The 13118-nt window shown below is 63.4% G+C and carries 10 protein-coding genes and 1 pseudogene; 7 read left to right on the top strand and 4 right to left on the bottom strand.

Annotation, left to right across the window (positions count from 1 at the left end; translation table 11 throughout):
- Window positions 1–1300, top strand: a 1300-nt coding sequence (locus tag BLW08_RS23470) for a hypothetical protein (protein ID WP_254780034.1), incomplete at its 5' end; no start/stop codon positions are given.
- A gap of 90 nt (window positions 1301–1390) precedes the next feature.
- Here the strand turns inward: BLW08_RS23470 and BLW08_RS23465 are convergent.
- The gene (locus BLW08_RS23465) at window positions 1391–2734 is read right to left on the bottom strand and encodes an 8-oxoguanine deaminase (protein WP_091328624.1); all 1344 of its coding nucleotides are present in this window, start codon (window positions 2732–2734) and stop codon (window positions 1391–1393) included.
- 430 nt (window positions 2735–3164) lie between these two features.
- On the opposite strand from BLW08_RS23465, the gene BLW08_RS23460 reads away from it, so the two are divergent.
- From BLW08_RS23460 to BLW08_RS23440, 5 genes are all read left to right on the top strand, one after another.
- On the top strand, window positions 3165–3659 hold the full coding sequence (locus BLW08_RS23460) for a nucleoside deaminase (RefSeq protein WP_017200639.1): 495 nt from the start codon (window positions 3165–3167) through the stop codon (window positions 3657–3659).
- 6 nt (window positions 3660–3665) lie between these two features.
- Window positions 3666–5240: an NCS2 family permease gene (locus BLW08_RS23455; protein ID WP_090823447.1), complete on the top strand. Its 1575-nt coding sequence runs from the start codon at window positions 3666–3668 to the stop codon at window positions 5238–5240.
- Window positions 5241–5571: 331 nt separating this feature from the next.
- Window positions 5572–6882 (top strand): XdhC family protein, encoded by a 1311-nt coding sequence (locus tag BLW08_RS23450; protein WP_091328621.1) that lies wholly within the window; start codon window positions 5572–5574, stop codon window positions 6880–6882.
- Window positions 6873–7811 (top strand): FAD binding domain-containing protein, encoded by a 939-nt coding sequence (locus tag BLW08_RS23445; protein ID WP_090823451.1) that lies wholly within the window; start codon window positions 6873–6875, stop codon window positions 7809–7811. The genes BLW08_RS23450 and BLW08_RS23445 overlap by 10 nt, the downstream gene beginning before the upstream one ends.
- Entirely contained in the window at window positions 7801–10644 is a 2844-nt protein-coding gene (locus BLW08_RS23440) for a molybdopterin-dependent oxidoreductase (RefSeq protein WP_091328619.1), read from the top strand. Before BLW08_RS23445 ends, BLW08_RS23440 begins: the two co-directional genes overlap by 11 nt.
- A 48-nt stretch (window positions 10645–10692) precedes the next feature.
- Here the strand turns inward: BLW08_RS23440 and BLW08_RS23435 are convergent, their stop codons facing one another.
- Together BLW08_RS23435 and nboR are read right to left on the bottom strand one after the other, a co-directional pair.
- On the bottom strand, window positions 10693–11160 hold the full coding sequence (locus tag BLW08_RS23435) for a GNAT family N-acetyltransferase (protein ID WP_090823455.1): 468 nt from the start codon (window positions 11158–11160) through the stop codon (window positions 10693–10695).
- A 20-nt stretch (window positions 11161–11180) separates the two neighbouring features.
- Window positions 11181–11819 carry a nicotine blue oxidoreductase gene (gene nboR, locus BLW08_RS23430; protein ID WP_090823458.1) on the bottom strand — a complete coding sequence of 213 codons (639 nt, stop codon included), beginning with the start codon at window positions 11817–11819 and terminating at the stop codon, window positions 11181–11183.
- A 159-nt stretch (window positions 11820–11978) separates the two neighbouring features.
- Here nboR and BLW08_RS23425 point away from each other — a divergent pair, with 159 nt between their 5' ends.
- Window positions 11979–12170 (top strand): YegP family protein, encoded by a 192-nt coding sequence (locus BLW08_RS23425; protein WP_090823460.1) that lies wholly within the window; start codon window positions 11979–11981, stop codon window positions 12168–12170.
- 87 nt (window positions 12171–12257) lie between these two features.
- On the opposite strand, the pseudogene BLW08_RS23420 reads toward BLW08_RS23425, so the two are convergent.
- A pseudogene (locus tag BLW08_RS23420) lies at window positions 12258–13118 on the bottom strand (pyruvate dehydrogenase (acetyl-transferring), homodimeric type); the annotation flags it as partial.

Raw genomic sequence — 13118 nt, 5'->3', positions numbered from 1 at the left:
AACCCCGACGCCGACGCGGACGCCGAGTGCTAGTCCGACGGCGACCCCAACCCCGACGCCGACGCGGACGCCGACCCCAACCCCGACGCCGACGCCTACGTCGACGCCAACCCCGACGCCCACGCCACCTCCGAGCACGGGCACCCTCACCAACCTGGCCAGGATCCCTTGGGATGGCGGGCCTGCCTACTGGGCAAAGTTCCCTGGAGCGGCAAAGCTTAACAACCCCAACCTGTTCCCGGTCAGTGTCTATTACGGCAAACCTGAGCACGCCGCCCAGTTGAAGGACATTGGCGTGAACGTTTACCAGAACGCCGAACACGACGGTTCAACGATGGCGTCCATTACCAACACGGGCATGCTGGTCATCGCCGGCACGGAGTGGTCACGTGTCGAAGTGGGCAGTAACACCGGCGTGGTCGGCTGGGACACCTACGACGAGTGCGACATGCTCGGGCTGGGCTGCAATGGCTCCACGTACGCGGCAAACCTTCAGCAGATGACGGGCAAGGTGGCGCAGATCCGCGGGTTCAACGATGGCAGGTTCGCTTTCGCCAACTATTCCAAGGGCATCCTTGGCACCTACTGGGCGCCGGGACTCATGGATGAGTTCATGGCGGCCGTTGATGCTGCATCCGTGGACAACTACATGTACACACGGGCTGATCTCCAGGATGAGTTGAACCGGACTCCGTCATGGCCGCAGGGCGCAAAGACGGCCACGTCAGCGGCCTACGGCTGGCAGTTGGATCAGATGCGGACGTTCCAGTCGGCACCGGGCATCCACCCGAACTGGATTTTCGTTGAGTCCGCCAGGCCGTTCCTGAACGCCTCCAATGACCGGACCATCACGCCCGAGCAGATGGAGGGCGCCATGTGGTCCGGCATCATCCATGAGGCGCGCGGGATCAGCATCTTCCAGCACAACAACAACGGCCAGTCGGGGTTCGGGACGTATTCCTTGGTGCAGGCGCCGGCTGACCGCAAGGCGAAGATCAAGGCCGCCCTCGCTGGTATCCAGGCTCTGGCACCTGTCCTCAACACGCAGAGCTATGTGTGGAATGCAGGCGCCGCAGGAACCGACACCATGTTGAAAGCCAAGGATGGCAGTGCATACCTCTTTGCGGGCATCGGATTGAACGGTTCTACGGGTTCGAAGACCTTCACGCTTCCTGCTGGGATCACTGGCACGCAAGTGGAGGTTGTTGGGGAGAACCGGACCATCGCCGTGCAGAACGGTAAGTTCACGGACTCGTTCGCCAACGAGTACACGCACCACGTTTACAAGATCGCGATCTAAGGCGACCAGATAGCCGGAACAGTGCGAATTCGCCGGAACGTTCCCTGTGAAATGGGCGCGTTCCGGCGATTTCGCGCAGGAGAGCTGAACCTACCCAGCCACCAGCTTCCGGGCAGCGGCGGAGTGCTCGGCGATCAGCCCGGCCACGTCCAGCCCCGGGATCGCACCATCCACTACCCTCCAGTCGCCGCCAACCATCACACGGTCGGCACGGTCGGCGCCGCAGAGCAGCAATGCAGCTACGGGGTCGTGGCTGCCGGAGAAACGCAGCTCGTCAGGCTTGAAAAGTGCCAGATCGGCCTGCATCCCTGGAGCCAGTTGCCCGATGTCAGAACGCCCCAAAACCGCAGCGGATCCACGCGTCGCCCAACCCAGCGCCCGCTCCACGGGAACGGATGCGCCGTAGCGGAGCCGCTGCAAATACAGTGCCTGCCGTGCCTCGAGGATCATGTTGGAAGCATCGTTTGACGCCGATCCGTCCACCCCGAGTCCCACGGGCACACCCGCTGCCTCAAGTTCCAGGACGCGCGCGGTCCCGGATGCAAGCCGCATGTTGGAGGTGGGGCAGTGTGCGACGGCGGTGCCCGCGGCTCCCAGCCAGGCAATCTCCTCGTCGTTGAAGTGGATGCCGTGGCCCAGCCAGGTGCGGGATCCCAGCCAGCCCACGGAATCCAAATAGTCCACGGTCCGCAGCCCAAACATGGACTGGCAGAAGTCTTCTTCGTCGATGGTTTCGGCAAGATGGGTATGGAGCCGGACGTCGAAGCGTTCGGCCATGGCGGCGCTCTCGGCCATGATTTCCTTGGTCACCGAGAATGGCGAACACGGGGCAAGCGCGATCTGCACAACTGCCCCGTCACCGGTTTCGTGATACTTGCGGATGAGCCGCTCGCTGTCCGCAAGGATCGCTTCAGGCGACTGGACCGTGGTCCTGGGCGGCAGCCCGCCGTCGTCCTCTCCCAGCGTCATGGAACCGCGGGTCAACGTGGCCCGCATCCCCATCTGGCGGACTGCGGCTACCTCGATGTCAATGGCGTCTTCCATGCCGTCGGGGAAGAGGTAGTGGTGGTCGGCGGCCGTGGTGCAGCCGGAAAGCAGCAATTCTGCAAGCGCAACCTGCACCGCAAGTTCCAGGCTCCGGGGCGTCAATCGTGCCCACACAGGGTAGAGATTCTGCAGCCAGGGGAACAACGGCGCGTTGGCCACCGGTCCCCAGGCGCGGGTGAGCGTTTGGTAGAAGTGGTGGTGGGTGTTGATGAGCCCGGGGAGAACCACATGCCCGGACGCGTCAAAAACGGTTGCGGGAGAAGTAGGCTGCCCGCCCGAAGGCACCAGCTCCACTATTTTTCCGTCAGCAACAACCAGGCCGCCGCCGGCGTCGAGGTCGTTTGCGGTGAAGATACCCAGCGGGTTCTTGATCCAAAGAGGGGTCATGACAGGTTCCTTGTCTGGTCGGCGTGTACGCGTTCCAGCTCAGTTAGGCCCTGTCTGCTGATCCAGGTTGCCGGTCCACCTGAGGCGTCCGGTGCAAAAAGCGTAAAATGCTCGACGGCGGCAGTCAACGCCTGCAGGCGCAACCCGGTCACATTTGGCATCAGTCCGGTGCCGGTTCAAGATCGTCCTGCTGAATTAACTAATTTCGTATGACGAAATTAAATTTTCAAAAAACTATGGCGCGGCTCACAATCGTGGTGCTACGCTCTAACTGCCAAAGGCGGGCACCCGGACCTCGGGAAGCTATCTACCAGGCGCAACTTAACCTTCATCGCACATGCTGAAGCCTGGTAACCAAGCTAACTGGAGCTCCTTTTTGTAGCGCCCCCGAACGGTCACCTGGCTTCCACAGCACTAAGGAAGTCGCAACATGAGTACAACCGTCACGGCCGAGCAATTCCTGGCCACCTCCATTGAGCTGGCAACAGCCAATGTCCTCAACAGTGGTGGCCCTTTCGGCGCCGTCATTGTCACCGCGGACGGACGAGCCTTCGAAGGCGTCAACCGCGTTACCGCCACGAACGATCCCACCGCACACGCAGAAGTCACGGCCATCCGTAACGCCTGCCGCGAACTGGGAACCTTCGATCTCAGCGGAGCAACCCTTTACACCAGCTGCGAGCCGTGCCCCATGTGCCTGGCCTCCGCACTCTGGGCACGCGTTGACCGCGTGTTCTTTGCCGCAGACCGTCACGATGCCGCATCCGTCGGCTTCGACGACGCCGTCTTCTACGAGTACTTCGAGAACGACAACCGGGACGCGCTGATGCCGGTAGCCAAGCTGGAACTGGGCGACCCCCAGGCTCCGGCGGCCCTCCAGCCGTTCAACACATGGAACACGCTTGATTCCAGGATTGATTACTAGGGCCCGGTGGCTGACATGACAATCCTGGACAATTCCGCTGAAAAGCAGGCTGCACTCCTCCCCAATGGCGGAAAGAGTGCAGAGCCCACAGCGGCACAAGCAAAGCACACGGCAACGGGCCTGGCCGATGGCAACAAAAAGCCCCCGGCGTCGAACTCCTTCCTGGATAAGTTCTTCCAGATCTCCAAGCGTGGCTCCACCTTGGCCCGCGAATTCCGCGGCGGCCTGGTCACGTTCTTCACCATGGCGTACATCGTCATCCTGAACCCACTCATTCTGGGTGGATTCTCGGCAGACAACGCTCCGGTTGACGTGGCGGGCGGCTGGCTTTCCGCAGCGCAGGTGGGTGCCGTTACGGGCCTCACCGCCGGCGTCATGACCATCGTATTCGGCCTCGTAGCCAACCTGCCCTTCGGCCTCGCCGCCGGCCTGGGCATCAACTCCTTCCTTGCCGTGGCGGTCATCCAGGAAGTCACGTGGCCAGAAGCCATGGGCCTGGTGGTCATCAACGGCATCCTGATTGTCCTCTTCGGTGCCACCGGCGCCCGGACGGCGATTTTCAAGGCAGTACCCAAGGAGCTCAAGGCCGCCATTACCGTAGGCATCGGCCTCTTCATCGCCTTCATCGGCTTTGTGGACTCCGGCTTTGTCCGCCCGACAGCAGGCGGCCCGCCGGTTCAGCTCGGCAACGATGGTTCCATCACCTCCATCCCCACGCTCGTCTTCATCGTCGGACTGCTGACCATGGGTATCCTCGTGGCACGCAAGATCCAGGGCGGCCTGCTGATCGGCATCGTCGCCACCACCGTCCTTGCCGCAGTCGTCGAGGCAGTGTTCCACATCGGCCCCGGCAGCGCCCAGAACCCCGGCGGCTGGCACCTCAATGTGCCCATCCTGTCGAGCCAGCTGGTGTCTGTTCCGGACCTCAGCCTGGTGGGCCAGTTCGATCTCTTCGGCTCATTCGCCAGGATCGGTGGATTGGCGGCCACCATGTTGGTCTTCACGCTGGTGTTCACCAACTTCTTTGACGCCATGGGCACCATGACCGGCCTGGCCAAGAGCGCAGGCGTGGCTCACAAGGACGGCACGTTCCCCAAGCTGAAGTCCGCTTTCATTGTTGAAGGCATGGGCGCAGTGGTGGGTGGCGCAACGTCCGGTTCGTCCAACACCGTGTACATCGACTCTGCGGCAGGCATCGGCGAAGGAGCCCGCACCGGTTTGGCTTCAGTGGTCACCGGCTTGCTGTTCCTGGGCTCGATGTTCTTCACCCCGCTCACCTCGGTGGTGCCTTTGGAAGTAGCTGCGGCAGCACTGGTGGTGGTGGGCGCGATGATGATGGCGCAGATCCGCGAGATCAAGTTCACCAAGTTCTCCATCGCGCTCCCTGCGTTCCTCACCATTGTCACCATGCCGTTGACCTACTCCATCGCCAACGGCATCGGCGTCGGGTTCATCTCCTTCGCCGTCATCAGCGCAGCGTCGGGCAAGGCCAAGAAGGTACACCCGCTCATGTGGGTGGTCACGGTGGGCTTCATCATCTACTTCGCCCGGGGCCCCATCAACGCCCTGATGGGCGTCTAGCCCGGAGCCCCACCCCGCGCCGGCGGGATCACAACCGGCACTCCGATCGACGGTCCGTCGGAACCCACCGCACGAATAGGCGTCCGCCGTCGTCGTCCCTTGTGAACAGGCACGACGGCGGGCGGCGGCTGGGTCCTTGCGCTCCGTCAGGGAACGGGGGCAGGGAGATGAAGCCCTTGCCCCCGTTCCTATGAACTCTTAGCCATTGAACTTTTACTGATAAGCCGCGACTACCCCTCAACAACCTCTGGAAATGAGAATATGAGGCAAGATCGCGCACTGCTCCGGCCGGGCAACCTGGCCGGGACACCTGGAATAAGGATGTGTTGCCATGCTGGATCTGATGCCTTCACTGGGCAGCTGGCGGCCTGCGGTCTCTGGCCAACTGTGTGCTGTGGCCACGATCGTAGGGACCGGCGGCTCCGTGCCCCGGCCCATGGGGACCTCCATGATGGTCTCCGAACATGGCGAAATCCTGGGTAGCTTGTCCGGAGGCTGCGTGGAAGGCGCCGTCGTGGAGGCGGCACTGGAAGCCATGCGCGACGGCGGCCCGCGCCTCGAGTCGTTCGGCTACAGTGCCGAGGACGCGTTCGCCGTCGGACTCACCTGTGGAGGGGAACTGGAAGTCCATATCCAGCCGCTGGGCGCCGGATCGCCTGAGCTTTCCCTTTTTACTGGACAGCCGCCCACCAAGGACCAGGCCCAAGCCCCCGCGGCTGTGGCACTTATCCGCAGGCTGGGTGCCGGTGGAGGAGTAGTTGTCATCAATGATCCTGTGCGGTTCCGCGCCATGGAATCAGAGGAGCTGGCCAAATTGGTGGGGGACCACCCCGCCACCCTCTTCGCCGCCGCTGCCCAGGTTGAACCGCTGCTCCAAGGCGGACGTGCAGGGCTGGTCCGGTTGGCCCCGCCGGAGGAATGCATTGATGGTTGGGTCACCACCGACAGGTGGGCTGCCGAGAGCCAGGAAGAAGAAACCCAGCCCGAGCCCATCACCTTGTTTGTTGAGAGCCGCTTGCCGGCCGCGCGGATGCTGATCTTTGGAGCCAACGACTTTGGTGCCGCGTTGCTCCCCGCCGGGCAACTCCTCGGCTACAACGTCACCCTCTGCGATGCCCGGCCCGCTTTCGCACAGCAAAGCCGCTTCGCCGGGGCCGATCAGGTGGTCACCGACTGGCCCCACCGCTACCTGGAGGCTGAGGCAGCAGCACGCCGCATCGATAACAGAACAGTGGTGTGCGTCCTCACCCATGACCCCAAGTTCGACATCCCGTTGCTGGAAACAGCTTTGCGCTTCAACCTCGCGTACGTCGGCGCCATGGGATCGCGTCGCAGCCACCGTCAACGGGTTGATGCCCTGCTTGCCGCCGGGACAACTCCGGAAGCGCTGGAACGGTTGCATTCGCCGATCGGCCTGGACCTAGGAGCCGTGACACCGGCCGAGGTAGCGGTTTCCATCACGGCCGAAATCGTGGCGGAGCGCGGCGCGGCCGGTATCAAGGCGGGTACCAAAGCGGGTACCAAAGTCGACCCCACCATCATCGGCGGCTTCCCCTCCCTCAAAGACACCACCGGCCCCATTCATCCAGCGCCGGTCCAACAAGTACCCCAATACCTCACTCAGGAGGACCCATGGACATGAACACCATCGAGGCCGTGGTGCCCACCACGGACCCTGCCCTTTGGCGCGACGGCGACGCCTGGCTCGCTGGAGGCACAGTCCTTTTCTCCTACGGAAGCACCGTCCTCAAGCGCCTCCTGGACCTGGGCGAGGCCAACTGGCCCGCCATCACCGTGACAGATGACGGCCTTGAACTCGCCGCCACCTGCACCGTCGCCGAGCTTTACGCCTTGCCACAAACCAACGAAGCAGCCACCCGCGAATGGCCCGGGCTGGCTCTGATCCGCCCGTGTTGCGACTCGTTCGTGGCCTCGTTCAAGATCTGGAACATGTCCACGGTGGGCGGCAATATTTGCACCGGCCTCCCGGCTGGACCCATGACCTCACTCTGCGCAGGACTCGACGGCGTGGCTACCATCTTCAGCCCGGACGGAAGCAGCCGGACAGTCCAGGTGGCGGACGTCGTCACTGGCGATATGCAGACTGCCCTTGCACCCGGGGATTTGCTCCGCAGTATCCACCTGCCAGCCACCGCGCTGTCCGCAAGGGTCGCCTTCCGGCGCTTGTCCCTGAGCAACCTGGGACGCTCCGGCGTGCTGCTGATCGGGCGCCTCGATCCCGACGGTACCTTGGTCATCACGGTGACCGCGTCCACCAAAAGGCCCGTGCAGCTGAGGTTCCCCGCGGGGCAGGTTCCCGACGCCGGGACGCTGGCTGACGCCGTCGGCGATTCCATTCCCTGGCCGCTGTACCACGACGACATCCATGGGCTCCCGGCATGGCGCCGCGATATGACGTTCAAGCTGGCCGAGGAGATCAGGGCGGAGCTGCTGGGTGAGTCCATGCACGTGTCCGGCGATTTCTGGCCGCCTCACGCCACGTCGCCGCAACCGTCCGCGCAGCCAGAACCATCAAACATCCAGCAGAAGGAGGCCCCGAATGGCAATTGAGATCAACGGAGCTGCCTCGCAGGCCATGCCCCGCCCCGGGCAGTGCCTCCGCACATTCCTCCGCGAAGAGGGCAACTTCGGCGTTAAGAAGGGCTGCGATGGCGGCGACTGTGGAGCCTGCACCGTCCACGTCGACGGCAAGCCCGTCCACAGCTGCATCTACCCCGCCGTCCGCGCCGAGGGCAAAGCCGTCACCACCATCGAAGGACTTTCCAAGGAGGGGGAACTCCACCCTGTGCAGGAACAGTTCAGCGAGGGCCAGGGTTTCCAGTGTGGCTTCTGCACGGCCGGAATGATGATGACGGCCGCCACGTTCGACGACGAGCAACGCGCCAACCTGCCCCGCAACCTCAAGGGCAACCTGTGCCGCTGCACCGGCTACCGCTCCATCGCGGACGCCGTCTGTGGCCATGGCAGCAGTCACCAGCACGACGCCGGAGCTGACGTTTCCGGGGCGCAGTCACAGGCCGTTGTGGGAACCCCGAGCGCAGCCGCTGAAACGCCTGCCGTGGAAGCCACCCCCGGCCAGCTCGGCGACAACGTACCCGCTCTCGCCAGCAACGCCGTGGTGACCGGAACCGCCCGGTACACCCTGGACGTTCCAGCGGAGCAACTTCCTGGCTTATTGCATTTGAAGCTCCTGCGTTCGCCGCATGCGCATGCCCGGATCGTGTCCATCGACAAGGCGCCGGCGCTTGCTGTGCCTGGCGTGGTTGCGGTGTTCACGCACGAGGATGCACCGCAGCAATTGTTCTCCACTGCCCAGCACGAGAACTACACGGACGATCCCGATGACACCCGGGTCCTGGACAACGTGGTGCGCTTCATCGGGCAGCGGGTTGCAGCAGTCGTGGCCGAATCCGTCGGTGCAGCGGAGGCCGGAGCCCGGGCATTGGCGGTCCAGTATGAACTTCTGGAACCGGTATTCACTCCGCAAGAGGCCATCCTTCCGGGAGCCCCGGCAATTCACGGTGAGAAGGACGGCGAAGCGTCCAGGATTTCGAGGCCGCTCCAGAACGTGGTGGCAGAAGTGCATGCGGAGCTGGGTAGCGTTGCCGATGGCTTTGCTGCCTCCGACTTCATCCACGAGCACACTTATCAGACACAACGTGTGCAGCACGTCGCTATGGAAACCCACGCCTCCATTGCCTGGCTGGACGAGGACGGTCGGCTGATTGTCCGTTCCTCCACCCAGGTGCCGTTCCTGGTGAAGCGGACGCTGAGCCGGTTGTTCAACCTTCCGCCGGAGACCGTCCGCGTTGTGGCCGGCCGGGTTGGCGGCGGCTTCGGTGGCAAGCAGGAGGTCCTCACAGAGGATCTGGTGGCCCTCGCAGCACTGAAACTCCGCCGCCCGGTACAGGTGGAGTTCACCCGCACGGAGCAGTTCATTGCCACAACTACCCGTCACCCCTTCACCATCAAGCTCAAGGCGGGCGCCACCAAGGATGGCTATCTCGCGGCGCTGCAATTGGATGTCCTGACCAACACCGGCGCGTACGGAAACCACGCTCCCGGCGTGATGTTCCATGGCTGCGGCGAGTCGTTGGCTGTGTACAAATGCGTGAACAAGAAGGTGGACGCCCACGCCGTCTACACCAACACTGTTCCGGCCGGCGCTTTCCGCGGTTACGGGTTGAGTCAGATGATCTTCGCGATCGAGTCAGCCATTGACGAGCTGGCGGTGGGTATCGGCATGGACCCGTTGGAGTTCCGGCTCAAGAACATGGTCCGTCCCGGGGATCACATGCTCTCCACCACGCCCGAGCCCGAGGAAGACGTACACTACGGAAGCTATGGCCTGGACCAGTGCGTGGCCCTGGTGCGCGATGCTCTGGCCCGTGGCAAGGAGCGGTACCGTGCCGCCGGACTGGACGATTTTGGGCCTGATTGGGTCGTGGGGGAGGGCTCGGCCCTGTCCATGATCGACACCGTCCCGCCCCGCGGCCACTTCGCCCACACCCGGGTGAGCCTGGAAGCGGACGGAAGGTTCGCCGTCGACGTCGGAACGGCCGAATTCGGGAACGGCACCACCACGGTGCACGCGCAGTTGGCCGCCACTGCGTTGGCTACCACTGCGTCCAAGGTGACTGTGCGCCAGTCGGATACCGACCTCGTAGAGCATGACACCGGTGCCTTCGGTTCGGCCGGAACCGTGGTGGCCGGCAAGGCGACCCTGGGTGCGGCGCTGGAACTCGCCACCCGGATACAGACAGTCGCTGCGTCCCTGACGGGAGCCGCCTTGGCGGACTGCCGTTTGGTGGACGGAGCTGTCCAGTGCGGCGATCGCACAGTACAGCTGACGGACATCGTCGACGCCGCCCGGCTCCAAGGCGTGCGGCTCGCCACTGATGGGAACTGGGGAGGAACGCCACGGTCTGTGGCGTTCAACGTCCACGGTTTCCGGGTCGCTGTGAACACGGGGACGGGCGAGTTGCGGATCCTGCAAAGCGTGCAGGCTGCCGATGCCGGTGTGGTGGTCAACCCGCGTCAGTGCCGTGGGCAGATCGAGGGCGGCATTGCGCAGGCGCTGGGTGCGGTGCTGTACGAGGAAGTGAAAGTGGACAACACCGGGCGGGTCACCACGGATATCCTGCGGCAATACCACATTCCTTCCTTTGCGGACGTGCCCAGGAGCGAGGTCTATTTCGCCACCACCAACGACTCCACCGGACCGCTGGGTGCCAAGTCCATGAGTGAGAGCCCGTTCAATCCCGTGGCACCTGCGCTGGCCAACGCCATCCGCAACGCGACAGGCATCCGCTTTGGCGAGCTGCCCATCGCACGGGACAAGATCTACCTGGCCCTCCGGGACCGCACCCTCATCCCCAACTGACTCGCATTAGTGGTTGTTCCCAGCCCTGGGAACAACCACTAATGCCAGCTACTTGGGTGAAACCGTGAGCTCCATGAACACGCTGTTTGGGTCCAGCGTGTAGTCGGCAAACGGCGGGCATTCCGTGAATCCGTGCCGTGCATACAGGCGGCGTGCGGGAGCGAAGTAGTCTTCGGTGCCCGTTTCCAGGCTCAGGCGCCCGTAACCAAGCCGGGCGGCCTCGGCCACGATGTGTTCAAGCATCAGAGTTGCCACGCCACGTCCACGCGCGCTGGTTGTTGTGCGCATCGACTTGATCTCGGCATGACCACTGGAGATCTTCTTCAGTGCTCCGCATCCCAACAGAACCCCGTCCTCGCGTGCTGTCCAGAACGTGATCGACTCGTGGGACAAAGCGGAGTGGTCCAAGGCGTGTACGCTCTCGGCCGGAGAGGTTGCGAACATGTCGGCCAAGTGCTCGCTGAGGAGCTGGTGGACATCAGGGCGTGCGGGATCATCAAGTGCGATGCGGATCATGGACCCTAATGTACCCGCCGTTATCCGTCCAAAAGATGCAGTTGATCCTTGGTGTCCAGGTCTTCGCCGGAGCAAAGGTCGCTGCAGTCCACCAGATCAACCAGCCCCGGATGCGCTTTGAGGAACGAACGCGCTCCGGTGTCGCCATTGGCCGCTGCGGCCGCTTCGGATCGAAGCCCGACGTCGAAAATCACCGGGTGCCGGCGCTTCAGGTGGCCTGACTCGTCAGGGTAGGCGGCCGCCGTGACCCGACCGGGGTGGTGGCTGCCCAGCAGCCTGCTGACCGCCGTCGGGGTTAAACCCGGTTGGTCCACCAAGGCCACCATGATGCTGTTGCCCGGTGCTGCGGCGTCGATTCCGGCGCGGAAGGAGCCAGCCATTCCTTTGGCCCACTTTTCGTTCTCCACCACCACGTGCGTGCCCAGGTCCGTGACGCTTCGAACATGTTCGGCCTCGGCTCCCAGCACCACCACAACCTCGCGGCAGCCGCCGTCGAAGAGCGTATCGGCCAGGACCTCCACCAGGGTGCGGCCGCGGAAGGGGAGCAGCGCCTTGGGGCCGCGGCCCAAGCGGGTGCCGGCGCCCGCAGCAAGCAGCACGCCCGTCACTGGGGCCATGCCGGAGTCAGTCATATCCTCACGATACGCGCGGGGTTCCATGCGGTCTCTAGCTCCTTGGATGCTTTCGAAGAGATCTACCGATATCGGTTGTAAATTACCGATCAGTAGGGCTTTTGGTGTCCCTCAATGGCCGTTAGGGTCGGTGTGGGAGTTATGCAGTCAGCTCGGGTACGCAACGACGCGTGAGGACAGGGGAAAATGGCGGGTAGTTTCGAGATTCTCAAAGCAGGTAGTAACTCATTCCGATTCCGGCTTACGGCCGAGGACGGCACGGTTGTGGCAGTGTCGCCACAGTTCCCGAATTTGAAGGCCGTTGTGGCCGGCATCAACGCAGTCCGCGAGAATGCGGCAACAGGCTTCGTGGTCGACAGGCGGAACCTGGGCACCTGATGCCCGTTCAGCGAAACCCAGCGAAATGACAGTTGGCGGCAGTGTTCTTCACGAACACTGCCGCCAACTGTCGTTTGTGCGGGTTGTTTAGGCGTCTCCGCCTGCTCCGCCGGTGGTGCCGGCGTTCACGTCCAGCAGCTTGTAGCGGTCAATGGCGTACGACGGCGCGCCCTCCTCAACTTCACCTCTCGCCGCCAGCAACTGGAGGGTTTTGGCGACGATGGAGTGGGTGTCGTTTTTGAAGTAGCGGCGGGCGGCTTGGCGGGTGTCGGAGAAGCCGAAGCCGTCTGCTCCGAGGGAGGCGAAGTCGTTGGGGATGAATTGGCGGATTTGGTCGGGGACGGCTTTCATGTAGTCGGACACGGCGATGACGGGTCCGGTGGTGTCTTTGAGTTGTTCGGTGATGAACGGGGTGCGGGCGGGTTGGCCGGGGTTGAGGAAGGCGTGTTCTTCGGCGGCGAGTCCGTCGCGTCGTAGTTCGTTCCAGGAGGTCACGGAGAAGACGTCGGCGGCGACTCCCCAGTCCTCGTTGAGGATCCGTGCTGCTTCGAGGGCCCAGGGTACGGACACGCCGGAGGCGAGGATGTTCGCGGTGGGCCGGTTGGCCTCTCCTGTGGGGGCGTCTGCGAGTTTGTAGATGCCTTTGAGGAGTCCGTTGAGGTCGAGGTTTTCCGGTTCCGCGGGTTGGGTGATGGGTTCGTTGTAGACGGTGAGGTAGTACATGACATTTCTGTCATCGTCAGCGTCTGGTCCGTACATTTGTTCGAGGCCGTGGCGGATGATGTGGCCGATTTCGTAGCCGTAGGCGGGGTCGTAGGTTTTCACGGCGGGGTTGGTGGAGGCCAGGATGGGGGAGTGTCCGTCGGCGTGTTGGAGTCCTTCGCCGGTGAGGGTGGTCCGTCCTGCGGTGGCGCCGATGATGAAGCCGCGGGTCATTTGGTCCGCTGC

This window comes from Arthrobacter sp. cf158, assembly GCF_900106835.1.
Classification (GTDB): domain Bacteria; phylum Actinomycetota; class Actinomycetes; order Actinomycetales; family Micrococcaceae; genus Arthrobacter.
This window is presented reverse-complemented; position numbering and strand designations above follow the sequence as displayed.